Below are 26,646 nucleotides of genomic sequence, written 5' to 3'. Positions count from 1 at the left end.
AGTAATCAATGACAGATCTGGTTAAAGTTCAGGTACTGACTGCTGCGGAGTTACTGAAAAACTTTGAAGTCAGTGAAGAGGCCGAGGAACACCTAGTGCCGGACACAGCTCCCGAAGTCAGTATCGACAGGCTGATGGAAGCAGGCCTCTATCCGGACGCAATTAAACTGCTGGCTCACGGCCTGCCGAAACGCGAAGCCGTCTGGTGGGCGTGTCTTTCGGCGCGCGACATACAGAATCCACAAACAGACGAAGACAACGTAAACGCCCTGATTGCCGCCGAAAGCTGGGTGAAGAAGCCCAGTGAAGAAGCCCGCATGCGCTGCAAAGAATTGGGAGAAAAAACCAAACACAAGACACCGGCCAGCTGGGCCGCGACTGCCGCAAGCTGGTGTCACGGCAGTATGGCACGTCCGGGCGAACCGGTCATTGAACCACCGGAACACCTGTACGCCCACGCGGTAGCCGGCAGTGTGACGCTCGCCGCGGTACTCTCGGATCCGGTCAACCCGAGTAAGCAGTTCAGCCGTTATTTGAAACAGGGACTGGACCTAGCCCGCGGCGGTAATGGAAGAATCGAGGAATAAGCATGGGTAAACCCGCATCGCGAATCTCGGACATGCATGTCTGCCCGATGGTAACAGGCATGGTACCGCACGTTGGAGGGCCAATTCTAAGCCCCGGCGGACCCACTGTTATGATTGGCGGCCTGCCTTCTGCCACCGCTGGTAGTTCCTGTACCTGTGTGGGGCCTCCTGACAGCATCGTGATGGGAAGTACTACAGTACTGATTGAGGGAAAACCCGCGGCACGCATGGGAGATACCACCGCCCATGGAGGCACCATCGTAGCAGGTTGCCCTGCGGTACTGATAGGAGGATAACTGTGAGAAGTACGCGCTATTCTTGCACCAAACACTTCGAGCAAAGGCTGCTGCTTCCCTCCCATTTCCCGATCCCGCAAGACACGGGATTCGCTGTGTCACCACATGGACTCAATTTACTAACAAAGTTGTTTATAAGGGCAATTTTAGTAGCTCTTATATTTTCAAGTATGGAGACATTCGCAATGTCTATTTTCAATGCAGGCAAGGTATGCACTTTCTCAAGTATTTCTGGAGTTATCTTGCGAGATGGAAAACCTTTACAGGATGTTACGATAACGAGAACCACTTCTTATCAGAAGGAAAAATCTGACCAGACAAAGACCGATAGCGATGGCTTCTTCGAGTTACCCGCAATGTTTGAGCGAAATGTTATGAGTCTGCTTCCACAGGAGTTTGTAGTTGGGCAGATTTTAAAGGTTACCGTTGATGGTGAAGAGATAACCATCTGGGATGGTGTAAAGCGCAGTAAAGAAGAGAATTCGGAAGCGCGCGGAAAGCCTATAGCGATCACCTGTGATGTCGGTAGTGAAAACCAGGTTATAGAGGTCGACAATCAACCTTTCATAACAAAGTGCCAATGGGATGTCGTTCCCGACTCAGTAGATAAGGGTTTTTAGGAGATCCAAAAAAGGAAGTTCATGACATGGAGTTAACACCACTACAATCGGTTAGCCTCTCAGAAGACGTGTATAACCTGTCGAAACTGAGCACTATAGATGCCGCAATCACATATTTAAATAGCTCATATAACGGCAAAATTTCCTTCTACGAGGAGAATCTACTTAAAGGTAAGACTGGTGGGCCAGGGGTGATCAAGGTCAGGACAGCATTTGGATTTCTGCTGGTGGGGAAAGGAGAGTACAAAAATTACGCATTTATTCTATTTCGCGGCACCCAGTATCTTGCTGACTGGCTGACCAACCTGAATATCTCACTCTCTAGATCCGCATCGGGACAGGCGGTTCACGATGGCTTTAACAAGGCCTTTCATTCAATGCTCCCACAAATCCAGACTTTTGTCAGCGCCCTGCCCTCTGGGACAGAGATACATTGCCTGGGGCACAGTCTAGGCGGAGCACTAGCAACAATTGCGGCTGAATGGGTTTCCAAAAACACCATACACAAACCAAGACTTTATACTTATGGCAGTCCTAGGGTTGGCCTGATCGGCTTTTCAGAAAATTGCACCAGCCTGTTAAAGGAAGAGAATATTTTTCGAGTCTACCATAGGACTGATATAGTTCCTTGCATACCGATCTGGCCATTTATGCATACTCCAAGCTCCGGGAGAGAATACTTCTTGCCCTCCCCCGGCCTGGTACCCTGGAGTAAGTATCATGATATGCGCCATTACAACGATTCAGTTGGCAAAAAATCATGGAGCCAAATTTACGCTATGCGGCCCCCTAAGCGTACGGATTCCGGAATTGAGACATGGCTAAAATCGAAGTCGATTATTGGACCTACCATTTCCAGCATCGAATGGCTGAATGATGCGATCATCTACGTACTTAAGAAGTGTTTTGAATTTGCGGGAAGATTGATAGATCTTACGGCTTCGACGTATTTCACATTAATGGATCGACTCGCTTACATTTTAAGGAAAGGAATTGAATTATCAGAGAAAGTTTCTGGATGGGTATTGCTCCTGATGCAGAAAATTGCACAATTCCTCGGCATGCGAAAACTTATCGAAACCGCAGATATCACACGTGAATTTATGCGCCAACTGTTATTGAAGCTATCCGCAAGAGTCAATGAAATTAGTAAGCAAGCCCTGAGCCGCACCCTGGCTGACGGAAGAGCCATTTAGCGCTAACGTAGCCTCTGCTATCGTTTTCAGCACCTACACCTGTCCTGGGCCGTCTAATCCAATTATCGTGGTTAGGACGGCCATATTAATACAACGAAAACTCCCGGCGAGAAAGGACGGCGCTGCGAAGAATAGTAGAAGTATTGCATTGAGTGCCAGACAGTTTTCATATGTGGACAAGCAGTGCTATCCGAAGGCCTATTTTTGACTTGCAAATTGTAAGATCAGTAAAGCAACTATTTTCTAGATATCAAATGGCCAATAAAATACTATCAATACTGGCTGCGATTTTTATACTAATTTCTCCACCAGGTAGCGCGATGAGCTTAAGAAGCCCTCTAAAAGCCTGTATATTTTCAGAAATGCAACTAAAACTGACCCTTTATGGAGCGCCTGCGGTTGGAGCAAAAATTACGCGTTCCGTTAACTGGAAGAAAGAAATAACAGATATATTCACTGCCGATGAAAAAGGTTTTGCAAAACTACCTGCTATGTACAGCAGCTCTATAACGCAAGTCTTACCTGTTGAGTTTATTTCTTCTCAGGTTATCATGGTCGAATATCAGGGAAATGACTACAAAATATGGACTTATGCCAAGCGCGACCCTGGAGAAAACTCGGAGCTTGGCGGACAACCATTCAAATTAATATGCGAAATCTCCGACAAGCCCAGAACTGAAAGGGCTTTCAATTCCATCTTAAAAACCTCCTGCCAATGGTAGCGACAGCTAATATCTCCAAAATAACGTATATATTTTCGCTCCGAAGTTTAGCGCCGGTCTTGGCGACAATATCTATCTTGATAAAGCATTCTGTTAGTCATAAATTTAACAAATGATACTGCCATAGTTTTTGCAGTTGGTGTACGCCATGAGCGGCTTGCAGGCTAACGATAAGTATTTTCTCCCGCCAAATTGACCAACAGATCTATAGCGAAAAATCTAAAAGGCCCGCTCTTGGAGCGGGCCTTTTAGTTAAAACCGAGATCGACAACCTTCCTAAACCTTAGCAAAACTGACTAGCTTATCTGGTATGTGAAATCTCCCCCATCTGTCGCTGCTACTCGAATTTTAGTTATTTTTTCGCCCTTGGCCATTCGATCTAGACATTCACTAGCCAATGACGGCAGTAGCGTGCGATTTAGTATCACCTCGATGTTACGCGCTCCGGTATCCGACTCCTGACAACGCGCAACGATATTGATCAATACATCATCGTCGTAACTGAAGACTGCCCCATAGTGCTCTTTGACCCGCTTCTCGATACGGCGCATATTGATCTTGGAGATCTCGATCAGATTCTCATCATCCAACGGGTAGTAGGCGATAACATTCGCACGTCCCAGAAACGCAGGTTTGAACTTTTGCAGCAGATGCGGGCGGATATTGTCCAGCAGGACTTCCGGTTCCGGTCTCTCCTCTACCTGGTTGAAAATAGCCGTGATCGCATCTTCCCCGGCATTGGACGTCATGATGATGACGGTGTTCTTGAAGTCGATATCACGACCTTCGCCGTCTTTGATCGTACCTTTGTCGAACAGGTTGTAGAAGATATCCTGCACCCCCGGGTGCGCTTTCTCCATTTCATCGAGCAGTATCACCGAGTAGGGTTTGCGCCGCGCCGCTTCAGTGAGGACACCGCCCTCACCATAGCCGACATATCCGGGCGGTGAACCCAGCAGCATCGATACTTTGTGCTCCTCTTTGAACTCCGACATATTGATCGTGGTGATGTTCTGTTCACCGCCAAACAGTTCATCAGCCAGCGCAAGCGCGGTTTCCGTTTTGCCGACACCGCTAGTACCGCAGAACATGAATACGCCCACCGGCTTTCTCGGGTCCGTCAGCCCCGCCCGCGAAGTTCGGATCGCCTGGGCAATGGCCTCGGTGGCATGGGGCTGGCCGATCACGCGCCGGTTCAGCCGGTCTGCGAGACTCTGTACGGCGATGATCTCGTCGCTGACCATCTTGCCGACGGGAATACCCGTCCAGTTGGCTATTACTTCAGCAATGGCCTGCTCGTCCACAGCCGGCTGCATCAGCGGAGTTTCGCCCTGCACTTCATCTAGCTGGTTGTGGAGCGACTGGAGCTGCTGCTTCAGGTCGGCCATGATAGCGTCATCGGGCTCTTGGCCGCCGGTCAGCTGGCCCTGGAACAATTCATCAATCTGATTGCGCAGCTTGTGAATCTGCTCAATGAGCTCCATCTCCTGCTTGCGCTGATTTTCCAGAGTCCTCAGGCGTTTTTCGGCTTCTTCCTGCTGTGCAGCCAGAGCGGCTATTTGCTCTTCGTGCACACCGGTCGCGGCGTTCTCGCGTCGGAGTTTGTCTATAGTGCCCTTCGCCCGGGTAATGGTTCGCTGTGCATCCTCGATGGCGCCGGGGGTTGCAGACTGGGCGAGGGCGACACGCGCGCAGGCGGTATCGAGCAGGCTCACGGATTTGTCCGGAAGTTGGCGCCCGGGAATAAAGCGGTGTGAAAGCTTTACGGATGCCACCACCGCCTCATCAAGAATACGCACACGGTGATGGTCTTCCAGTGATGTGGCAATGCCGCGCATCATGTCGATGGCTTTTTCCTCGCCCGGCTCCTCCACTTTGACCACCTGGAAGCGTCGTGTCAGCGCTGGATCACGCTCGAAATACTTCTTATATTCCGCCCAGGTCGTTGCGGCTATGGTGCGCAATTCTCCGCGCGCCAGTGCCGGTTTGAGGAGGTTTGCTGCGTCACCCTGGCCTTCCTTGCCACCTGCGCCGATCATCGTATGCGCCTCGTCGATAAACAGGATGATCGGTGTCGCAGACGCCCGCACCTCTTCGATGACCGACTTGAGGCGATTCTCGAACTCCCCTTTGACGCTGGCGCCGGCCTGCAGCAGGCCCAGATCCAGGGTACGTACTGCCACTCCTCTGAGGGGTTCCGGCACGTCACCACTGACGACGCGCAGGGCAAAGCCCTCGACAACCGCGGTTTTTCCCACGCCGGCTTCACCGGTCAAGATCGGGTTGTTTTGTCGGCGTCGGGTCAGAATATCGATGCACTGGCGAATCTCTTCATCGCGGCCGAGTACGGGGTCTATCTCACCGTTTCGCGCGCGTTCAGTCAGGTTCACCGTGTATTTGTCCAGCGCCGGCGCCTTGCTGGCAGCCGCCGCGACTGCAGACGCCCCATCGCCATCGGCGATGGCTGCCGCCACATGACTGGACTCCCCACTGTGACCAAACATCGCCCGGGCGGTTTCACGAATCGATTCCGGGGCTATTGTCTTGAGCTCCGGACAGCTCTCCAAAAGCTGCCGGCGGGAAGTCTCGTCAAGCAGTAATGCAGCCAGCAAGTGACCAGAGCTGATCGCCCGATGCCCGTAATCGATGGAGGCGAGCATCCAGGCGTTTTTGGCGCCCTCGACGATGGTCGGGGAAAGTGCAGCCGGACGACTGCTACCGGACTTGAACTTGGCAATGCTTCCCGCCAGCTGTTTGGCGAAGTTAGATGGGTTGACATCGTGCTTCTCGAGCAAGTGATAGAGATCCGTATCGGACTGGTCGAGTAATTTCAGCAACCAGTGTTCCAGCTCGACGTTGTACTGAGTCTGCGCAAGACATAGCCCCGCAGCACCCTCAAGGGAGTCCCGCATATGCGGAGTCATGGTATCAACGAGCCGTTTGAGGTCTATGGTGATCATTGTCAAAATTCCCTTTTTGATTTTTCGGTTCAGGCAGCAGGCAAGGCTTCATCTGGCGAAACCCGATCGGCGCTCAGCGTGATCTGCACACATCGATCGTGTTCCTGCTCATTCGCCATGTGGGTATTCCAGCCCAACAGCGGTTGGCTGTCCGGTTCATCGACCAACTGCACCGGCACTACCTGCCCGGTAAATAGCGTTACACATATCTCAAAGTCCATTTCTATACCGGCACTGAACTGGATAAATGACTTGAGTGCTTCTAGCTTATCGCTGCCCGGTGCAATCGTCATGAACTGTTCGTATTCGAGCGGCTCCACGATCACGCGGAATTTGTTCTGGGCCTGGAAGCACTGGGTTCCGAGTACGGTATTCTGGCCGAGACAATTATTCACACCCTGCGGATAACCGGGTCCGGGAAGCCGACACAGCACATCCTCGGGGAGGTCATCCCACTGTCCCTGGAACTGCTCGATGCTCACATTCAGGCCGAAGTACTGGCGGATCATGCTGGCAAGAGCGGCGGCCGAACACTGTTGCCTGCTCAGATGGCCAGCCATGCCGAGCATTGCTTCATCTGGTACCGGCATGCGGTACCGCATCTCGCTGGTGCCAAGACCACACAGTGCTGCGAGGGCATGACTGAACACGTCGGGCTCACGCTCCTGGCGTAGCCGTTGCCGCTCGTAGTTCACCGGCAACTGATATTTATGCCAGGCCTGATAGAACAGCGATACATGCCGGTGGTGGAAAATATCGAGAAAGTCTCGCAGAGCGGTATTCTTTTCCCGCAATTCGCGCAGGACCACTTCGGTCAGGTAATAGGGCATGACACCCTGGCTACCGATCAGGCCGGTAAAGCCGACATCCATATGCCACTGCAGTAGCTCCTCGTCGCTACGCTCGGTATCGGCGCTGTCTCTCTGCTCCAGACGCAATACATCGGCGCCGACAAACGACAGGCTCGATTGCGCACTAAAGCGAACCAGCTCGCGAGAAGGCGGTGCTGATCCGGCAATGGGTTCCCGCGCATCGCTTTTTCCCGACATCATGGTCGCCCGCTCGAGCAACCGCACCGCCTGGAAGAAGTCGAAGCGGTAGGGCTCGCGCCGCAAGCGCTCGATTACAGTAAAGCTTTGTCGCCGGCGCGTGGTGGCCATCGCTTTAGCTCTCCATCTCTGCCGCTCATAGTGGCGATCAAACGGGTAAATGAGTTCAACGAACAGTAGAGCCCGAGAAAGCGCTCTATAACACTGGCGAACAACAGTGGACTGGTACCCGATAACATCATGGAATCGAGCTCAATTTTCACTTCTGTGCCGCGACACAGGACCACGCTGTTATCTATCTGGATGGGTGCCGTAATCGGCCGTGCATCCAGAGTTAGCAACGACTCAATCAGGTTTCTGGTGCTCGCCGAGTCGCGAAAATCATAGAGGCGCAGGATTTCCTTTAACGCGTCGCAGCCGCCGCTTCCCGACAGGGACAGATGATTGAGGTTCAGATGAGAGATCAGTCGCCAGTAGCCACGTTCCCGTCGTGGCGGCCGCAATGTGGCGGTCGGCGCTATCACGCAGCTGATCCTACTCGCAGGCGCATCGCCATCGACCACTTCGAGATATGGTTGCGCGTTACCCGTAGGAAGTTTCTTCGGCAGGTTGCGATTGCAGCAGGTGAGCTTCACATCGAGGGTCTGATCACTGATACGGTGAGGATTGAAATCCAGATCCACCAGGGTGATATCCACCTCGGACGCCTGTTCATTACGGTGTTCGCCCTCGACAATATCCCGGCGCCTGCCGTACCAGAAAGCGGACTGACGCGCCTGATGCTGGCTGTGCTGAATACCGTAGAAAGGGCGGAATGCGGTGGATTCACCACTGCCATCGGTCGCGAACACCTCATCGATCGAATAGATCTCCAGGCCATCGCTGCGCCGGGCGTCGGGTACCACATGGTAGCTGTATTGCGTGTGGTTTAGCGGAATCGGGTCTGCGGTCTGTCGAAACAGATTGACTACAGGCGTGCAGCCCAGTGCAAACATATTCGGAGTAATCTGCTTTTCCAGCTCCTCGTGACTCTCTGACAGATAAAAGTACAGATTCAGTGTTTCGCCGTAGGTATCGTTCAGAGTGTCCTGCAGATGAAGGATATCAATGAAATGGAATTTTTCCGGAAAAGCGAAATACTCGGTCAGCAGGCGATAACCAGTAAAGGCCGTATCCGGATAAGGTAGCAACCCTTGGTCCGGCTCTAGCCCCACCTGCTGTATCTCTTCAGTGTCCAGATAAGTCGGCTTTGGATCGGCTTCTCCATTGGCGACCACGAGTTTGACACATTTGCTCAGCAGCAGATCGTAGAGCGCGTAAATGTGGCTGGGCTGGCCGCGCAGGTAAAATCGCAGTTGCTCCGGCTGAAGTTCAGCAAAGCTCAGATCCGGGCTCAGTGTCTTCAGCGAAAGTTTGAGTACCGCATTTGCCCCTTGTATATCGTTGCATCCCGGAGCGATAAACGGGCGCGGCATCAAACTCGCACTGGCCACCTCAAAAGGGCAGATATCCGTTGGGTAGCGGCTGGTAAACCTGCAGGTCTGCCCCTGGAAACTGTCGCTTTCCAGCAGCGTTCCGGCTTCCACCCGCGTAATCGCATCCAGGTCCGGCTCTGGCTCGAACTGCACGATGGCGCAAGAGGGAATCGGACGCAAGTAATGCGGATACAGGGTTTCCAGCATGGCGTCCGTGAGCTCGGGAAAATCATCGCTCAGTTTCTGCTGCACTCTCGCGTTCATATAGGCGAATCCCGACAGCAAGCGACCTACGAGGGGGTCGTCAACGGTATCGGCATCCAGTTGCAAACGCGAAGCCGCGGCAGGGTGCATCCGTGCAAACTCGGAGGCGGTCTGCTGCACGAATGCCAACTCGCGCTCATAGAGATCTATCAGCTTTTCACTCATCACATAATCTCCGCCACATCGACCGTCTGGGTTACCGGGTTAAGTGTCGAGTCGAATACTATGACCTCTGCAGCTGGATTCACGTGTAAGACCGCCTCAACTCGAAAACGGATACTAGGATCTTCCACATCGACTTTTTCCTGCGTCGTCACTTTTACCGATCTGATACGGGGCTCAAAATGCAGGATGGTCTTCTCGATTTCGCGACAGAAGCGCCTGCGACTGTCCAGAGAGGAAAGGTTGATGGTCGACAGATCTGGCAGCCCGAAATTGATGTTTGACTGTTGCAGGTACGCATGGCTATCCGGTGCAGAAAGACAGCGGTAGCGCGTATTGAAGAGATACTCCAGGTCGCGTCGCACCCCCTCACGCAACTGCTTGAGAACCTGGTGAGGCTGGTGCAGATCCATGTTGCGGGACGATTCCAGCAACCGATCGAGAACCGGTGCCAGTAGGCGCTTCTCTTTTGTCATAATTAGCTCACCGTACCGATGCCAATCTGAGCCAGCGAGGTTGTCAGCTTCAATTCAGATACCAGGTGATCGACGGTGTAGTGGCTCTTCAGGTGAATGGCACTCTGGTAACTGCCAACTTTGCCCGGCTCATCGACCACCTGCACTCGCGCTTCACGCAGCGGGTAACGAGCAAGCATTTCCCAGGCGAGGTCATCGCGCCCGGTTGTGTACTGGTCCAGCCATTTCTGCAACTGACGTTCGCAGTCCTTGGCATTCATATAGACACCCACTTTGTCCCGAATCATGACTTTGATGTAGTGCGCAAATCGGGAAGCGCACAATATCTGCTGTAACATGGCGCTGATACGCGCATTTGCAGTTGCCGCCTTGGTTGTGTACTGCTTAGGTCGTTGCAGCGACGGCACGCTGTTGAAGGCACTGTACGGGGTGTCGTAGCAATGACTGACGCAGGAAAATCCCAGATCGCTCAGATCCCGTTCGACAAAATCCGTTAACAGAATCGACGTCGACATACGTACCATTTGCGGTGTTGAGTCCGTACTGTAGGGAACTACGGGCAACTGTGAAATCAAGCCGCCACCTAAGTGGTCTCGCGCCACGCCCCGAATATGCGAGAACCAGCCTACATCGGCAAATTCGCGTATCAACACCGCACCGAGCGCAAAACAGGCGTTTCCCCAGAGATAATTACGGTTGTGCGATGCGGCCACGTCCTCGGCAAACCGCAGTCCGCCACAGTGGGAGAAGTCGGTGTTGTATGGCTGTCGCATCAGAACCTGCGGCAGGGTGACGGCAATGAAGCGACTGTCTTCCAGGTCGCGCAGGCCATTCCAGCGAATGTACTGTTTCTGGCGGAACACTTCGCCAAAATCGATTGGCTTGGCCAGGTCATCGTAATGGTCAACGCCGAACAATTGCGGCGTCGCCGCACAAACAAACGGCGCAAACGCTGCAGCGGCGGTGTGCGCGATACCCTGTAATGTGAACACATCATCGTAGGGGTGCTCCGCAAACGGACGGTGGGCCACATAGTAGTCTCCCAGTACCAGTCCAAAAGGCTCACCGCCGGGCGTTCCGAATTCCTCGTTGTACAGCAAGTGAAAGAGGCCGGACTGATCGTAATCCGGTGCTCGCTCAATATCCTTGCTCAGATCCCGCCAGCTGACGTCTAGCACCTTGATCTTGATATTGTCCGAGTGCGGTGCATTGTCGATGAGCATCGACAGTCCGCGCCAGCTCGCCTCGAGGCGCTGGAGCCGCGGGTGGTGCAAAATTGCATTGACTTGATCGCTGATCGCCTCGTCAATTTCGGCGATCGTTCTGCTCAACCACTGGCGCACACTGAAATTTTCGCGCTCCTGACACGGGAAGATATCGGTCAGCCAGTACTCCAGCGCGTAGAGTTCATCGGGCTCTTGCAGGAATTTCTGCAAAGTGCCACTTCTGTCATGCATCAGCTGTGCAGACAGCAACCGCTCGCTGTCGCGCGACTGAAATTCTGGTGACGCTGCGGGCACGGAGAGATCTCCCACGGAAATGATTGGCTACGGAGTGAATCCGCCGCTCCTAAGAGGTCGGATATAAATTGGGATAAGCGCAAGGGCCCGCCGCAAGCGGCGGACCCACGGTCGTTATCCGGCAGTGGGAATATTTGCCACCATACGCATAGAAGTTGTCAGCTCTTCCATTTGCAGCCACGGCTTCAGGTAGGCTACTGCGCTGTAGCAACCCGGCTGGCCTGGAATTTCCTTCACTTCAACACGTGCTTCAGCCAACGGATACTTGGCCTTCATTTCCGCGCTCGCATCCGGATTGGAGTTGGTGTACTGGGTGATCCACTTGTTCAACCAGCGCTCACAATCTCCTGCCTCCATAAAGGAGCCAACCTTGTCACGCGCCATCACCTTCAGGTAGTGAGCGATACGCGACGTGGCCATAAGGTATGGCAGGCGAGCAGAAATGGCGGCGTTGGCAGTCGCATCTGGATTATCGAAGGTCTTCGGCTTCTGTGTACTCTGGGAGCCAAAAAAGACCGAGTAGTCGGTATTTTTGTAATGGCACAGTGGCAGGAAGCCCTGGCCGCTGAGTTCTGCCTCACGACGGTCGGTAATACCGATCTCGGTTGGGCACTTCTGGTCCAGATCACCGTCATCACTCTTGAACAGGTGCGTAGGCAAGCCTTCCACTTTGCCGCCACCCTCGGCGCCGCGAATAGCAGTACACCAGGAGTTTTCCGCGAATGCGCGAGTCATGGTGGTGCCCATCACGTAGGCGGCATTCATCCAGCAGTACTGGTCGTGCTCTGCCGGTTTCGATACACCCGAAGCATCCACCTCGAACTCCTCGAAATTGAATGACTCGATCGGCTTGGTGTTGGCACCGTAGGGAGTACGGGCCAGCGTTCGCGGCATTACCAGGGTGACGAAGCGAGAGTCGTCGCTGTCACGGAAGCTGCGCCATTTGATGTATTCACCGGACTCGAAAATACCGCCAAGATCGCGCGGCTTCGACAGCTCGGTAAAGTCATTGAATCCGAACATACCGGCGCCGGCAGCGGAGATGAACGGACAGAAACCGGCCGCCGCTACATTGGACATCTTGCTCAGCAATTCAATATCTTCCGGGTGACTGGTGAATTCAAAATCACCGATCATGCAACCGAAAGGCTCGCCACCGGCAGTACCGAATTCCTCTTCATAGATTTTCTTGAATGTCTGGCTCTGGTCGAATTCCACCGCCTTGTCCAGATCCCGGAACAGCTCCCGTTTGGACAGGTTCAGCATGCGGATCTTCAGTGTCGCGCCGGTTTCACTGTTCATGACCATGTGATGCAGTCCGCGCCAGGAGCCCTCGAGCTTCTGCAACTTTTCCTCATGCAGAATTGCCGCGAGTTGCTTGGACATGGCCGCATCGATCGCCTGAACAGCCTTATTGATGGTCTGAGTCAGGTTGCGGTCCCAAGTGACGGTCCCTTTCAGTACCTGTTGGGTCAGGTTGGCTATCAGGTCCTGGGCCTCTTCCGGCGCTGTCTGCTTGGTCGCTGTAATGGCTTGCTCCAGCAGGCTGACTGACTGCTCTTCCGCTTCGCTTTCCGCTACGTTTTCGACTTCGGTGCTCATTCTGCATCCTCTCCTTGTTCTTCGCCGAGACCCAGCTGTTCAGAGATAGCACCGACGTTTTCGGTGCTCTTTAGAATGTCCTCAAGGACCTTTTCCAGCTCTTCCGAGCGATCTGCCTTACTGAGCAGATCACGCAGCTTGCTGCGTGCTTCCAGCAACTGCTTCAGGGGTTCTACCTGCTCGACGATCTGCTCCGGCGAGAAGTCATCCATATGATTAAAGTCCAGGTCTACCGCCATCTTGCTGCCGTCACCGGCGAGGGTGTTCTCGACCTGCAGGTTCAGTTTCGGATTGACCTTGGCCATGACGTCATTGAAATTATCACGGTCAATCTGCACAAACTTACGCTCTTTTAGCGCCTTGCGATTTTCGGCGTTATCACCGGAGTAGTCGCCCATCACACCGGCGACAAATGGCAGTTCCTTTTTGACTTCGGCACCGTTGGTTTCTACGTCGTAGGTGATATGAACGCGCGGTTTACGCACGCGCTTTAGTTTGTTGTGAATGCTCTCAGACATCTTGGATCTCCTTTCCTCAATTTAGGAATGCAACTATTTAAGTGATTACCAGCCGACGCTGGCTTCTGCCTGTGGTTCTTCAGACCAATCTGTCTGAGTGGAAGCAGCCTCAGGTTCTGTTGCTCCGCCCATAGCGGGTGTTGCCGCGGGCGCAGTGGATACGGCGGGTGGCGCCACATAGCGCTGGGTGTCCGATCCGTCGAGTTTGACACCGGTAAGCTGGGAATAGACTGCCCGAGACTGGTCATCCGGCAGCAATTCTGTCATCAGTTCAGAGACCGTCATGCGGCCCCAGCCAATCAATCGTTCCAGACCGGGCGCGATTGGCGTATGCGGCTCATAGGTGCGGAAGTATTTCGCCGCTTCTTCAAGTAGCTTCAGTGCCGCCTCGCGGGAGGAAACTGCGCCGGCGGGCAGAGTAAGACCACCAGCAATGGTGACGCCGGGGTTCGCCACCGCCTGTTGCGCTTCTTCGGAGGAGCTTGAGGGTTCTGCCGGTGCTGTCGCAGTTGCGGCCAGCGCGTCCAACTGGGACTTGTAGATAAACCGTGTTGTACGCAGCACTTCATCCAGCAGACTGTTGATATTCGTCGATGGCGGTGCATCCTGACCGCAACTTGAGCGCAAAGCTTCGTTGACACTTTTGTAGTGAGCTATCGTCTCTTCAAGCGTTTCTACCAGGTCTAGCGCCCACTCGTTACTGGCACTTTGCACACAGTTTTCTATGTCTGCCAGGCTATAACCCAGAGTCTCGATACGAGCCGCCTTGGCATCGTCATCGGCGATGCGGTCGGCGTCGCGTGCCTGCTGATGCTGGAAGAAAGAGAAAGCACCGTAGTCACCTTCTCGTGTGATGTCGGCGCTGCGGATCGGAAGGAGCAGGGTTCCATCGCCGCCATCACCGTTCAATCCGGTCAGCGGCGCAACCTTGGTTTCGAGCCCGTCTTCATCTGGCTCCGGGTATAGCCCTTCCCAGTGATCTGCCACCAGCCTATCTATTAACGCAAAGCCGTCGCGCAACCCGGTAAATCCGTGCAGACGAATCAATGCCTCAGTGTACCAGGCTGCAACTTCCAGATCTTTGCTTTGCTTCGAGAGAATCTTCTCTGCCGACTTCGCAACGTCCCGCCACGGTGCAAGCAGGTCCGCATCACTGTCATCGAACAGTGCGGAACGCTCGGCGGCCCGCGCACTGTTGCGGGCATCCTTGATCGTGTAGTAGTCGGAAGTTGGCGACCGGTCTTCGCGAATATCAATGCCGGTTGGCTGCCCATCGGAGATAGGCGCCACCAAATCGTCGATATCGATTACGCTTGGAAATGCCATGCCGTGTCCTTTCGTGTTATTAGTTCCTTTAATACGCTTCTCGAGCGCGTTTGTTACTTCCGCTGCCGTTCAGCCCCTTTCTGGCTCTTCAAGACTCTCCTGCTTCAGCTGTGGGGCGCCATATGGATCCGTCTAACGACCTGCTCAAACAGGTCCGCAGAATTTCGGAAATCCTGGCTCTCACACCACAAGTAAGTGGTGTAGTACCACTGCTGCCACTGGAGGCAGCCAATGAAATAGCGGATCGACACGCCTCCCAGCTCCGCATGTAGCTGCGCCACAAGAGTTGGGTAAGCTGCTCCCTCAAGTGGTACAGGATCACTGAGAATGTCTCCACCACGGACTCTCGTGCAGCACTGGTGCAGCTGTGCCGCACTGTAATCTGCCAGGCTCAGGCCCTCGGGTAACTCCTGTCGATCCTGCCGCAATACAACGACATATTGCCGCGATCCATGGTCGCCAGCCTGTAGAATCGCATGCGGGTTCAGACCACCACATACTTGCCAGGACGCCGGTAACTGGAGGGAAATACTGGAATCAGCGCTGATCGCTGTGATCATCCCTGCTGCAGCATTCGGCTCTCCCTGGCCGTGCAATTGATTAGTACGCAATAGGATGGAATCGCCCTGGCGCAACTCCGAATGCCACCCGCCACCCCATAGCGCCTTGACAATTCTGTCTGCCTGATGGCGCTCTCGGACCCGCTTTACTACCGGACAAGCTCCCGACAGCAGATATTTGATCTGCCGGAAATCTAGGGAAAACAGTCTGGCCAGGGCCTCAATACCTCTGCGCCGCGCGACCCCTGTGCGCAGTTCTCCGGTAAATACAACATCAAAATACATTCTTATGACCTGCGATCCCTGCATGCATATGAATATGGGGCGTAAGCGCTTGTCGACTTCAAAGCCGCACAAAAGAACCGGATATCCACTGGTTCATGAGATGCCAGGAGTAATACCCAGCCCGGCAATCCACCCGCCTATCGGTGCAATTAGCAATTCAGGCCAAAAAAGAACGACTTTAATAGACCGCTATTCAAAAAAACTCAACTAAAAACAGCTTCTATTCTCTAGAGCCCCTGCAATTGTACCGAATCTTCGCCTCGATGTGGCCACCGGTCAACGGCTATAAGCGTTGTCCCAAGTGGCTGCACTGATAAATATTTTATTAGCGCCACTTAGTTGAAACGACAGTACCTAGTTGAATCGACCAACCCCATTTAATAATTTATTTTTTTCGGCTTTTTCTTTCCCACCGCTAAATCTATTCGAAAATAATGTCAGAAAACCTAGAGGCGATCGATCACAGCAAATTACAGATCGATGCCAACAGGATTCACGTTTCTACCAAATGGCCCATTTGTAGCTAAGGTGACGATAGTCGCTGATCTCCTGGTCAGACGAACCATGCGCACACTGGGTCTCGGAAAAATCCCTGTTACCAGTTCTGCTGTGGCGCCCCCAACATAGAGCAATAGAGTGTCGGCTCAGGTAGAGCCGGACTTACCAGTGTTGTTGGAGGCAGATGCTCCGATCCCGCGCACCACCAGATGCTGAAACTCGGAAACTGATCCCGGTAAAGGTGATTGAGTAAGCCCGGATAGCTGCTGGCGATATTGCCTCCATCACTGATTGCAATGTGACTGCCTGATACGCTCGACACCTGACTTGCCAGTGACCCATGTACAAATTCCGGAAAGCGCTCCAACAACTGATCGGCCTGCAGTCCAGCTTGTAGTGCTTCGATGGCCAACTCAGATAATTCCTGATACCAGTTTTCGGCTGCCAATTGTAAGGCAAACGGATTGGCATTGGGCGTAATGGGGACAGCCATAGTCAGTGGAAAGTAACGGCCGACGCTATCGACACTCGGAACCAGGATCCCCCCCCACGCCCGGTCATTGAGCACACCGGGCGATAAAGCAAAACGCCAGATAGGGCTGGTGAGGTAGTAGTCCAGCCATGACTCCCCCACTAACTCCCGAGAGCCGTGTACGGCGCGTTGCAGCCATTCATCCCAAACCTGTACAAAGCTGGCCGGCAACTCACGCTGTATGAAGTCCCCGTGTGCCGGCAGCTTCCCATACAATCCATTATTATTGGTCACTATCAGCTCTCCCGGTTATAGCGTTTCCGGGCAGCGATAGCCCCGCAACAGGCTTCTGTCGAACGGATTATTAGCCGCCGAAGCCAACAAACGGAATTGTGCTTTTCGCCCCTCTTCTTTAAAGGTCACCAAATATTCTGTGCTACTACGGCCGCGCTCCAGTTCAGAGCTCGCCAACAGGCGATACCATGCCCAGTCGCCCTCGTAGTGTTTCCGGTGTACGGTTTCATTGAGATCTTCGAAAATGACGCGCACGCGGTTGGTTTCACCACCGCGCCAGGTCAACTTTTTCGTAGTCCGCGGACCGTGGGAGTAAGGAACGCGCTGGCCTCCCATTTCTAGCTCGAAAAGCCTCACGCCAGAATCGAGCTTGGTTGGTTCGATTCGAAATGAATAACTGGCCTGCTCACCGCTGCCAAAGAATGTATTGCGAATACGTTCAGCGCGCCGCATTTGCGCAAGCGCCCCCTGGGACAGGCCCAGGCTTTGCCCTTCGAGAGATTTCACTGCCCAGCTTCGCGTATCAACGAATGGTCTCAGGTATTCATCGATAAATTGCTGTTCTATGCCTCCCGGCTTGAAAAACTTGTTGAATTCCAGCACCGGCACTTCCTGCTCGCCATTACCGCCGAGAGGGTAACGACCAGCAAGACTGCGGCTGTAGCTGTCGTAGACCTGCTCGCGCCAGATACGGTCCGCGTGCAGCTTGGCTTTGGCCATTACCAGTGCCCAGGTGCTGTCGGCGATCTCATTTAGCCACTGATCAAAAGGCGCGGGGGCGTTGGCGGCCTTGATACGCAACTGCTTGATAGCGTCACCGCCGCCGCCGGCAAAACGGACCTTGGCACTGTTGAATGCGGCCTCATTCGCATCCGGCGCACTGTCGATCTCGGTCAGGTATTCCTGCACTTTCGTAACAGCGGAAAGATATTCCTGAACCCGCGACGGACGCCCCTTTTCGCTCTGCGTAATCCGGTGCAACTCTTCAAAGCGCAAATCGACAATTGTAGGCTGGAACTTATCCTGCAGGGCCTTAGCGGCACCACCGGCAGCCACCCCACCGAGCTTGCGGGTGTTGCTGGACACTGGCAGCGGCACGCCCGATGCGTCGACTGACAATTCTGGCCGAGTCGTCAGGCGCGTGTTATCGGCCGTGATTTCCGCTACAGCGAGCAACGGCGAATATACCGGATCCGCCAGTTTCGATAGCGAATCCAACGCCTGACTGGTAGTGCGGAAATCCTGGATCTGGAAACCGCCGATAAAGTTCTGCCAGCGCTTGTAGTACTCTCCAAGATAGATACGCTTGACTTCTTCGCCGAGTCTTTCACGGTCTGCGTCACTAAAATCCTCACCGCTGAGCTCACCACCGTAGATCCAGCGCTCCTCCGCGAGCTGGCTCATCAGGGGCGAGTCCGGCCCGAATTCCATCTCTTTATAGCCAGCCTTCGTGTAGAGATAGGGAATGGTAAAGCGTGTATCCGTCGCGGCGACGCCAAAAAGCTGCTCGGTGTCACCACCGATTTCGCCGTACAGATCAACCGGCGTCACGCCCAGTTCGCTGCGCTGGAGTTGCGCATAGAGACGCTGCGGCACCGGGACACGGCGCAACTGCTGTCGTGCACGTGCGATCACCCGCTCATTCGGCACCAGCTCCTCCGGTACCGACTCGGAAAACAGCCGCTGCAGGTGCTGAACCAGGTTTGCCTGCTTCTGAGCCTCCCCTGGCAGCTGGCGCTCCCAACGCGCCGTGTAATAGGCCTGCAAAGCTGCCGTGTCTCGCTTGTCGGCTGTGAAGAACATCAGGTAGGTCTTCAGTGTCGGCGCCAGAGCGGGGTCGTCACTTCCCAGGCGATTCAGGTCTCTCTCGATGTCGCGTATCAGGGCGGGCAGAAACACGCTGTAGAGCTGGTCCCGATAGAGCTCATCCGCAGCGGCATCGACACGGTCGTCATAAAGGCCGAGGTTGTTTAACCAGGGATGCTCGTCCTTTTCGTAAACTGAAGCGGCACTGTGCAACGGCTGTAGTAGCGCCAGGCTATCAATTGCGGTTAGCTTTCCGCCGCCGAGTTCCTGTTTGCGCTGCCGATACTCGGCAATGCTCGCGCTGACCTCATTCATATACATCTTGTTTTGCGCGATACTACCGGTCCACAGAAACAGGGCGCCGACAAATATTGCAGTAGACGCTGCGTAGACGCCCCTACGCAACCACTGCGTCGCCGTCTCTATCTTGCGATTCACCCCGACCAGCTCGGCTTCCGGGAAGACAACATCCTTTAGTAGGCGTTGCAGGAAGTAACTCTTGCCGCCGCCCTGGAATTTTTGACTCATATCGCGTTCGAGACCGAAATCGGCACTGACAGATGCCATCATGCGATCTATCGGACTACCTTCCTGGGTGCCACTGGTAAAGTAGACACCGCGAACCATTGGTACTGTGTCATAGCGGTTGGGACTAAACGTTTGCTTCACAAAATCGGTCAGGATGTCGCGCAGGCTCTCCATGCGCGCGGGAAACCCCTGTAACAAAGCCCGCTTCTCGACATTGCGTTCCTGATGTACCCGCCACAATACACGCTGGTTAAGGCGCTCGATCAATTGCTCAAATTCAGAGGCGAAGCTGTCGAGTTGGGCACCCGCCGCGGGGCTTACCTCTGCCGGGAAGCTCACTCCCCATACCTGTTCCCGCTCGGCTTGGGAAAGGTTGTCGAAAAACTCGCTGAAACCGGCCACCAGATCGCATTTGGTGAAGGTCAGGTATATCGGAAAGCGGATCCCGAGTTGCTGCTGCAGTTCATTAATCCGCTGGCGAATGGTCTTGGCCTGGTGCAGGCGCTGCTCGGTGGTCTGCACCATCAGATCCTGCAGGCTGATTGCCACCAGCGCACCGTTGATTGGCCGACGACGGCGGTAGCGTTTTAGCAGCGCCAGAAAAGCCTGCCAAGCGCTGTTGTCGTAGACGCGGTGACTATCCTGAGTGGTGTAGCGGCCAGCGGTATCAATTAACACCGCATCGTTGGTAAACCACCAGTCGCAGTTACGCGTGCCGCCCACCCCGCCGAGTGCTTCCTTGCCGTGAGTCTGCGCCAGCGGAAACTCAAGGCCGGAGTTGACCAGAGCCGTGGTTTTGCCGGAACCGGGCGGGCCGATAATGATGTACCAGGGCAGCTGGTACAGGGACACGCTGCCGCGATCCGACTTGAAACGAGCCTTACGCAGAACCTCCATGGCTTCTCGGAAGCGCGAGGACAGTGTGCTCAGCTCCTCGCGACTCCGCTCTTCATCGGGATCGACGTCATTCTGCTGTGACTCTTCAATCTCGTTGATCAGAGCGCGGTTCTGACGCCGCTCTACCAGCCACTGGCTGAGATTCCACACCAGCCAGATAGCGAACAGGAACACGATTAGCGTGGCACGCACACCGTATGACAGCGTGGTGTTATCACTGCCGAACTTGATGTAGCTCGCACCAAACCAGATCAGCATTGACAGGGCCACGAGGCCGATGAACCCCAGAGTCCATTTATTGGTAAAGAAATTACGCAGGCGTTTCATGCAAAGCTCCAGATCCCGCTCCCTCAGGGACCGGGTAAAAAACCGTTCGAGGTTTACCGGTTGGGCATTTCTTCTTGTTTGTCACCAGCCATCGCGGCAATACTTTCCGCCACCGGTGTTGCGCTCTGGTACAGCCACCAGCGATAACCGCTATAGGTAACCGCCAGCAAGCCAAATACGACGCTGGCTATCACCCACAGCGGGATATAGTGAATCATTCGTGTCTTGCGCTCGACACAGCCCTGCCAGTGCGGCGACAGATCACGCTCCATGGCTGGCCGGTGACTCTCAATTGTCTGGTAGAGATTGTCCCGGATCTGTTCAAGCTGCTCGTGGCCACGCTGCACCAGACGATACTTGCCCTGAAACCCCAGGCTCAGACACAGATAGAAGAGCTCCAGCAGCTCCAGGTGAGATCCCGGAGTCTCCAGCATACGCTGCAGAATCAGGAAGGACTTCTCGCCGCCAAAAGTCTCCTTGTGGAACAGGCTTAGTAGCGAGTGCTGGCTCCAGCCACTGGCCGTGCCCCAGGGAGTCGTCAGGACCACCTCATCCACGACCGTGCACAGCAGGTAGCGTGCGGTGAGTACCGTTTCCGGTGCAAGTGAGAGCTGCTTAGCCTCGCGCTCGAAGTTCTGAATTTCCCGTGTGAGCCGCTTGTGCAGGTCCGGCACATTGTCATGCTTCATCGTTGTCCGCAGCTTGATGATTACACCGAGCAACTTGGATGCGGCGGCAACCAGAGGGTTCAGGCTGTTGCGAATGCTGATATCACGCTGCACATCGGCGCCGGCAAATGCGTTAGGCTGTGCATTGCCGGGCGGACGGCTGGCGGCGGCTGCGCCGGGTGTAGGCACAATCACTGTACGATCGCCGGCAGTGGGCGCACGCGGCGGGGTGAAGCTGTCATTACTCATGATCAGTTATTCCTTATTGCCCAGAGCTCCATGCTCAAACCGGGGAATTCCGCACCGAGATGCACGGCAAAACCGCCGGATCTCTGCATGGCCTGCCATAGTTCGCCGGTGCGCTCCACTTCGAAGTAAGTAAAGCCGGCGTGATAAGGAATTTGCCGTGGCGCCACCGGCAGAGCACGCAGCGACAGGCCCGGTAGCTGCGCTGAAATCAGCTCGCGAATCGCCTCGACCGGTGCCACCTTAGCCTGCCCCGGGAAGCGGCTGCGCAACAGGTCCCCCGGCATATCCGCTTTTGCTGCCATGATGAAGCTGGCAGTCTTAACCAGGGAGGGATCGGTTACCGGCGCCACATAGATACCGTACTTGCGCTGTACCAGCTCCATGGCGATGGCTGTCTGCTCGAGCACCGTGGAGAGACACTGGCGCAGTGCGGCAAACAGGCCGGCGTAACTCTGCTGCAGATGCTCGTGCGCGTAATGGGGGATCTCCGGAGGGCGCTTGTCGGGAGCGGTAAAGGTAGACAGCTCACCGGCTAACTGCAGCAATTCCAGATAAAGATTGTGGGGATGCAGCCGCGGCTGTGCCGTAAGCTGGATCAACAGGGGTTCAAAGCGGTTAATCACCTGTAGCAGCAGGTAATCGGCGATCTCCGCAGAGCCACTGCGCCCGCTGTCGCTCAGTCGATGCCCCAGAGCGGAGCCACGGTGATTCAAAAGACCTTTAATCTCTTCGATATAGGCCTTAATCACCGAGGAGGTTTCGGCATTCAGCAATGGCGGAATATAGTCGGCGTCGAGCTCCACCGGCTTTTCGGGCTGGCGCTCACGGATTCTGGCAATACCGATGGCGGCATAGCCACTCAGGTCGTCACTGCCCAGTTTCAAGCATGCGCGCAGCTTGCCCACCTGGATCCGTGCCGGCTCACCAGAAACAGAGGCACTGTTGCGCGCGTCGAAATTACTGGTCTGGTAACGCGCCTGTGGAAAGTCTTCCTGATCCCGTACCGATTCCTGGCTGCCCGGGCGTTTCATTGGGATACACAGGTAAACCACTTCATCGCGCGTGTTAACCGGCACTTCGAGCACATCTGGGAGGTGCTCATTTTCCGGCGCAAGCATGGGTGTACCATCGGGAAATATGGCATTCACGCGGGACACGGAGATTTTTCCCATGGCCAGTGGCTCGCTGTCGATGGCGAGCTCGACAGCGCCCCAGGTGTAAGGTCCAAGCGCGCCAGTGCGGGCCTCGAGCAAGTTTTCCAGGTAGCGGTCCTGCTGCTGGAAGTGCTGCGGACGAAGGAACATGCCCTCGCTCCAGATCACCTTATTATTTGCCGACATATCTTTTCCTTGTAAAAGCCGGACCTGGGGTCGGGACTTAAATTGGGGTTGTCAGACTGCTGCTGACTTACTTGCCCTTCTCTGCCTGCTGCAATTGCTTGCGCATACGTTCGTATTCGGCACTGGAAATAGTCACCGTCCCGTTACCCCCTGTTTTCTCCGCGCGGCTGGCGGTGGAGGAACGGCGCATGGCCAGCGCTTCGGTGGAGCCGATCTGTGTACCAGTCAGTGTCACTTCGTACTCATTTTCCTTGTGTTCCGTGATCGGCAGCAGCATTAATGCATCCGCCTTCTGGTACTGCACGAATTCGGCCAGCAGGCCTATGTATCTGACTTCCGGCGTCAGCTGCAGCTTTTCGATTCGCCGCTCACCCGGCGCAAATTCCTTCAGGATTACCGTATCGATGAGGTCTTTGCCGAGGCGCGATTCCGCGTTTTCATAAAGGTTCAGGAAGTCCTCCCGAGAAAACTGACGATCGTCAGCCAGCATGAAAACCCGTACCACGATCGGGGATGCACGCCCGTCGTTATCCGGATTTACGTCATTTTCTATATCCAGCGCCAGCTCCACACTCGTTTCAAAATTCAATGTGCGCCGAGTTGTCTGACAGGCAGCGACAGTCACTACCAGAGTTATGATTAAAAGCAGTTGGTAAATTTTCTTGAATGTCACCTTTGGCTCCCGGTATGCCCTTCTGGTTAGTTTTTCAGGGTTCTGGCGTTTTTCAGCTCGGACAGTTGGTTTTCATAAGTGGTTGCGAACTCCTCGCCGAACAGCCGCCGGTAGCAGGCTTCCGGGTCCTTCAGTAACTCACGGTACATTTCGGCGAATCCCTCCCAGTTTTTGGCATTTTTGCTGGCAAAGACGCCGCCCTGATTACCGACACGCCGCTCGATATTTTCGGGATTGAAGAATTTCAGCATCGCGTCGTAGCCGGCGCGCATGCCGGCGAGCACCGCAACCTGATGATCGGAAAGATCATCGAAGCTGTCCTGCACCGCCTGTTGCGGGGCCATGAAGGCCCCGTTGCCGGCAAACATTGCAGACAGCGCGTCCGCAGCCGTGGCGCTGAACTTCAGCGGGTTGTTGGCTTCCGTCTGAATCATGGTGCGCTGCACACGCAGTTCATTTTTGATGCTTGTGCGCGCGCGCAGCAGGTCGATCAATCGTGTGACGGTTTCCTGTACGATGGCGGCCGTCTGCTGATCAACCTGCTGTAGCTGTGCCGGCGAGAGGTTTAACCCAAGCCCTGCGGCCAGCGCATTTTGGCCGACCGAGGCCGCCTCGGATGCGGTAGTTGCCGGGACGTCACTCTGCAGGGCTTTCTGCGTGGCCGCACGCTGTACCGGCCTCTGCTGCTCACCAGAAGGCGGCTGCTGGGGCGACACCTGCGAAAACGACTGTGATGCAGCGGAGAATGGATTGCCTGCCTGGGTGCCCACGTCAAAACCCGGGGCGCCCTCTACTTGCTGTCCCTGCATGGCAGCGAAGGAATCTGCAAACGGGTTATCTGCGGGTGGCGGTTTCTGCGCCACCGCTGGCGGCGGCATTGCGGGCTGCGGCGCAGGAGCTGCCGGGCGTGACGGCTCCGGCGCCGTCGCAATATCGGCAGACGAAGCCTGCTGCGCAGCGAAATGCATCGCGTGTCGATCCGCCGGCGCATGATCCTGCTCACTGCCGTCTTTCCACCAGTCATCGTCGCTCCATTGGCTACCCGACGCTGTGGGCGCAGCCGCGGAGGTGCCGGTGAAAGCAGCCAGCGGATCCTGCCCCACGCCAAAGCCGGAGCTGGCGGAACTCCCGAATGCAGCCATCGGGTCCGCAGACGCGGGATCAGGTGAAAGAAGACTTTCGTCACTGCCCACAGCCTGATTCGCGCCACCGACGTAACCCCATTCACCCGTATTGCTACTGGAACCTGTGCTGCCCGGCTCCAGCCAGCTATCCAGTTGCTGTGCCTCTGCCTGATTCTGCATCTTGGCTGCCGCGGCGGCGCTGAATGTGGTGCGGTCAGAGTTGTCGAGGAAGTCAGCGTCGCCGAGCCCCGCGGGCACACCACTTTCAGCCTGGGCCCGGCGAATACTGACCTTCAGCTGATAGTCGCCGATACCGATAATGTCGCCATCTTGCAGCGGTACCTGGTTACCCTTGCCCAGAGGATTATCGCCCTGGTTATGGTAAGTGCCATTGGTACTCTGGTCGGTAAGGAAATACTGGCTGTTGTTGAAAGTGATCAGTGCGTGTTTCGAAGAGACCACACGTTCTGGATCCGGCAGTACCCAATCGTTGCTGTCCGCGCGCCCTACACTGCCACCGGCGGGCGTGAACAGTTTCGTATGCTTGAGCATATTGGCACCCTGAGGGTCGGCCACCACCGAGAGAACTAAGTCCATTTCACTCTGACTCGCGCTGTTGATATTTCAGGGATTTCAAACAATGAAGCCCCGCTTATTGGAAGTGTATCGCCGGCCCCGTCAGCTCCAGGGACCTCTGAGATCTGTGCCGGCAAGCGACTGCAATCGCGGCAGCAAAATCTGGTCTTTCCCTCGTACTGAACGCAGCGTGCTGATACCGGCACTGGCAAAACGGGCGGCAGCCCGATCGGTCAATTGCGCTTCTGCGCAGGGCGTCATCCAGTCTCCCTGGGGCATTTTTCGCAGATGCAACGGCAGGTCTTCGAAACTTGCCGACACCACCGGTGCGAATCCTCCGGTGCGGGCAAACTGCTGACAGATCGACAGCACCAATAGGTAGGCACTGTTACCCCACAGGTAATATCTGTGGCCGTGTTCCGGCGTCAGCTCTTCGAAATCAAAGCAGTCGGTGCGCGCCGAATCCGCACCGAACGGCATCCGCAGCATGAATCTGGGGCCTGCCAGCGCAACATGCTCACAGCCGGAGTATTCCCGCACTGCCTGCCAGCTTTCGTTAAAGACTTGCGACAACGGATAGTGCCAGTCATCCACGTCCAGTGAGCCGGCCAGACTCGCACAACCGGCCAGCCTGCAATCTCCACCCAGTATTACGGCGCTGCCAGCTGCCTCAGCAATGGTCGCGAGATCGATCAACAGGTGCAGATCCCGCTCTTCATCGGCAATAAAAAAATCACCCAGAATCAGGTTATAGGGACGGTCACCTGAGACCATCTCCCGCTCTACCAGACACTTGAAGAGCTGTGACTCCTCGAGATCGCTCTCGGCCTGAGCGAAATCCGCCAGAAGTTCCTCCTTGCTGACATCGACAAGATGGATCTGCAGGTTTGGATGCTCTTCCAGACGCCGCAATAGCATATGCAGGCTGCGCCAGCCGCTCTCGAGCTGCTGGAAATCACTGTCATGCATGATTTTGCGCATAGCCTCGGAAGCCGCCTGCTGGACCGCCCGCAGGTAGACGTCCTGGTTACTATCGGGTCTCTCCTGGACATAGGGTGCGACAATGTCCTTGATCAGCCTGTCGATCTGAGCATCAGCACTCGTATCATATATATCGCTAAATCCCTTGCTGGAAAGAATACGGTCGAGCAGCGATTCATGCTGGTCGTGCTCCTCGTGAAGCTGCTGCGATGGCAGCAGTTCCGGACGCCACCGGTGAATTTCTTCCACTGCTCCGGCAAACTTTTCCGGCTGCTGCAGCCTCTTTTCCAGCTCGATAAACTTTCTGAACAAAGGCACACGACGATAGAGATAGTCCGGGTGCAGGTCGTCGAATTCCAATAGAGCAAGGGGCTCGTCCATCACTGGAAGCTGAAGGCGCACACCAAGCTGCTCGAATACCTTGTCGAAATTGTCTTTATTCAAGCGGATCGCCGGCCGGCGGGAGAGATTATCCGGTTCGCAGATTCGGCGGCTGGATCGACCACTGAAGTCTCCCAGGATTGCCACTTTCAACACATCCGGCCCGGACTTCTTTGCTTTTCCCTGATCGCCGCCTTCAAACGGCACACGAGTT

The 26,646-nt window shown here is 55.0% G+C and carries 21 protein-coding genes; 5 read left to right on the top strand and 16 right to left on the bottom strand.

Translation table 11 applies throughout. The annotated features are described in order from the left end of the window. The first annotated feature begins 8 nt into the window (after window positions 1-8). The 5 genes from BLW36_RS11970 to BLW36_RS17185 all read left to right on the top strand — a co-directional run bounded on the left by BLW36_RS11970 (window position 9) and on the right by BLW36_RS17185 (window position 3,421). Entirely contained in the window at window positions 9-587 is a 579-nt protein-coding gene (locus tag BLW36_RS11970; protein WP_091388561.1) for a DUF6931 family protein, read from the top strand. A 2-nt stretch (window positions 588-589) separates the two neighbouring features. Continuing rightward, window positions 590-883, top strand: a complete 294-nt coding sequence (locus BLW36_RS17540) for a PAAR domain-containing protein (protein WP_091388559.1) — start codon at window positions 590-592, stop codon at window positions 881-883. A gap of 185 nt (window positions 884-1,068) precedes the next feature. Then, window positions 1,069-1,503, top strand: coding sequence for a DUF6795 domain-containing protein (locus BLW36_RS11960; protein ID WP_139304882.1), 435 nt, complete (start codon window positions 1,069-1,071; stop codon window positions 1,501-1,503). 26 nt (window positions 1,504-1,529) lie between these two features. Next, window positions 1,530-2,699 carry a lipase family protein gene (locus tag BLW36_RS11955; RefSeq protein ID WP_091388555.1) on the top strand — a complete coding sequence of 390 codons (1,170 nt, stop codon included), beginning with the start codon at window positions 1,530-1,532 and terminating at the stop codon, window positions 2,697-2,699. Between the two features lie 254 nt (window positions 2,700-2,953). Continuing rightward, window positions 2,954-3,421: a DUF6795 domain-containing protein gene (locus tag BLW36_RS17185; protein WP_139304881.1), complete on the top strand. Its 468-nt coding sequence runs from the start codon at window positions 2,954-2,956 to the stop codon at window positions 3,419-3,421. Window positions 3,422-3,717: 296 nt separating this feature from the next. Here BLW36_RS17185 and tssH read toward each other — a convergent pair whose 3' ends face one another. From tssH to BLW36_RS11875, 16 genes are all read right to left on the bottom strand, one after another. After that, the gene (gene tssH, locus BLW36_RS11950; RefSeq protein ID WP_091388553.1) at window positions 3,718-6,381 is read right to left on the bottom strand and encodes a type VI secretion system ATPase TssH; all 2,664 of its coding nucleotides are present in this window, start codon (window positions 6,379-6,381) and stop codon (window positions 3,718-3,720) included. 29 nt (window positions 6,382-6,410) lie between these two features. Beyond that, window positions 6,411-7,541, bottom strand: coding sequence for a type VI secretion system baseplate subunit TssG (gene tssG / locus BLW36_RS11945; protein WP_091388551.1), 1,131 nt, complete (start codon window positions 7,539-7,541; stop codon window positions 6,411-6,413). Further along, window positions 7,505-9,334, bottom strand: coding sequence for a type VI secretion system baseplate subunit TssF (gene tssF / locus BLW36_RS11940; protein WP_091388549.1), 1,830 nt, complete (start codon window positions 9,332-9,334; stop codon window positions 7,505-7,507). Before tssF ends, tssG begins: the two co-directional genes overlap by 37 nt. Then, on the bottom strand, window positions 9,334-9,807 hold the full coding sequence (gene tssE, locus BLW36_RS11935) for a type VI secretion system baseplate subunit TssE (RefSeq protein ID WP_091388546.1): 474 nt from the start codon (window positions 9,805-9,807) through the stop codon (window positions 9,334-9,336). Before tssE ends, tssF begins: the two co-directional genes overlap by 1 nt. Before the next feature lie 2 nt (window positions 9,808-9,809). Continuing rightward, a complete protein-coding gene (gene tssC / locus BLW36_RS11930; protein WP_244506224.1) occupies window positions 9,810-11,327 on the bottom strand; it encodes a type VI secretion system contractile sheath large subunit in 1,518 nt (505 codons plus the stop codon). A gap of 114 nt (window positions 11,328-11,441) precedes the next feature. Continuing rightward, complete coding sequence (tssC, locus tag BLW36_RS11925) at window positions 11,442-12,929, bottom strand: type VI secretion system contractile sheath large subunit (RefSeq protein ID WP_091388541.1); 1,488 nt, start codon at window positions 12,927-12,929, stop codon at window positions 11,442-11,444. Next, window positions 12,926-13,447 carry a type VI secretion system contractile sheath small subunit gene (gene tssB / locus BLW36_RS11920; protein WP_091388538.1) on the bottom strand — a complete coding sequence of 174 codons (522 nt, stop codon included), beginning with the start codon at window positions 13,445-13,447 and terminating at the stop codon, window positions 12,926-12,928. The genes tssC (BLW36_RS11925) and tssB overlap by 4 nt, the downstream gene beginning before the upstream one ends. A gap of 45 nt (window positions 13,448-13,492) precedes the next feature. Next, window positions 13,493-14,773 (bottom strand): type VI secretion system protein TssA, encoded by a 1,281-nt coding sequence (gene tssA, locus BLW36_RS11915; protein ID WP_091388536.1) that lies wholly within the window; start codon window positions 14,771-14,773, stop codon window positions 13,493-13,495. Between the two features lie 104 nt (window positions 14,774-14,877). Then, complete coding sequence (locus BLW36_RS11910; RefSeq protein ID WP_091388534.1) at window positions 14,878-15,618, bottom strand: hypothetical protein; 741 nt, start codon at window positions 15,616-15,618, stop codon at window positions 14,878-14,880. Between the two features lie 595 nt (window positions 15,619-16,213). After that, on the bottom strand, window positions 16,214-16,882 hold the full coding sequence (gene tagF, locus BLW36_RS11905; RefSeq protein ID WP_170833196.1) for a type VI secretion system-associated protein TagF: 669 nt from the start codon (window positions 16,880-16,882) through the stop codon (window positions 16,214-16,216). A 15-nt stretch (window positions 16,883-16,897) separates the two neighbouring features. Further along, window positions 16,898-20,440, bottom strand: coding sequence for a type VI secretion system membrane subunit TssM (tssM, locus tag BLW36_RS11900; protein WP_091388529.1), 3,543 nt, complete (start codon window positions 20,438-20,440; stop codon window positions 16,898-16,900). A 53-nt stretch (window positions 20,441-20,493) separates the two neighbouring features. Further along, window positions 20,494-21,357 (bottom strand): type IVB secretion system protein IcmH/DotU, encoded by an 864-nt coding sequence (gene icmH / locus BLW36_RS11895; RefSeq protein ID WP_091388527.1) that lies wholly within the window; start codon window positions 21,355-21,357, stop codon window positions 20,494-20,496. A gap of 2 nt (window positions 21,358-21,359) precedes the next feature. After that, on the bottom strand, window positions 21,360-22,697 hold the full coding sequence (gene tssK / locus BLW36_RS11890) for a type VI secretion system baseplate subunit TssK (protein WP_091388525.1): 1,338 nt from the start codon (window positions 22,695-22,697) through the stop codon (window positions 21,360-21,362). Window positions 22,698-22,764: 67 nt separating this feature from the next. Next, window positions 22,765-23,370 (bottom strand): type VI secretion system lipoprotein TssJ, encoded by a 606-nt coding sequence (tssJ, locus tag BLW36_RS11885; RefSeq protein ID WP_139304880.1) that lies wholly within the window; start codon window positions 23,368-23,370, stop codon window positions 22,765-22,767. A 26-nt stretch (window positions 23,371-23,396) separates the two neighbouring features. Then, window positions 23,397-25,091, bottom strand: a complete 1,695-nt coding sequence (tagH, locus tag BLW36_RS11880) for a type VI secretion system-associated FHA domain protein TagH (protein WP_091388523.1) — start codon at window positions 25,089-25,091, stop codon at window positions 23,397-23,399. Window positions 25,092-25,172: 81 nt separating this feature from the next. Continuing rightward, a complete protein-coding gene (locus tag BLW36_RS11875; RefSeq protein WP_244506237.1) occupies window positions 25,173-26,579 on the bottom strand; it encodes a type VI secretion system contractile sheath domain-containing protein in 1,407 nt (468 codons plus the stop codon). Between the last annotated feature and the right edge of the window lie 67 nt (window positions 26,580-26,646).

The organism is Microbulbifer marinus (genome assembly GCF_900107725.1).
Classification (GTDB): Bacteria; Pseudomonadota; Gammaproteobacteria; order Pseudomonadales; family Cellvibrionaceae; genus Microbulbifer; species Microbulbifer marinus.
Note: the sequence above shows the minus strand (reverse complement) of the source record. Positions and strands in the feature narration are given on the sequence as shown.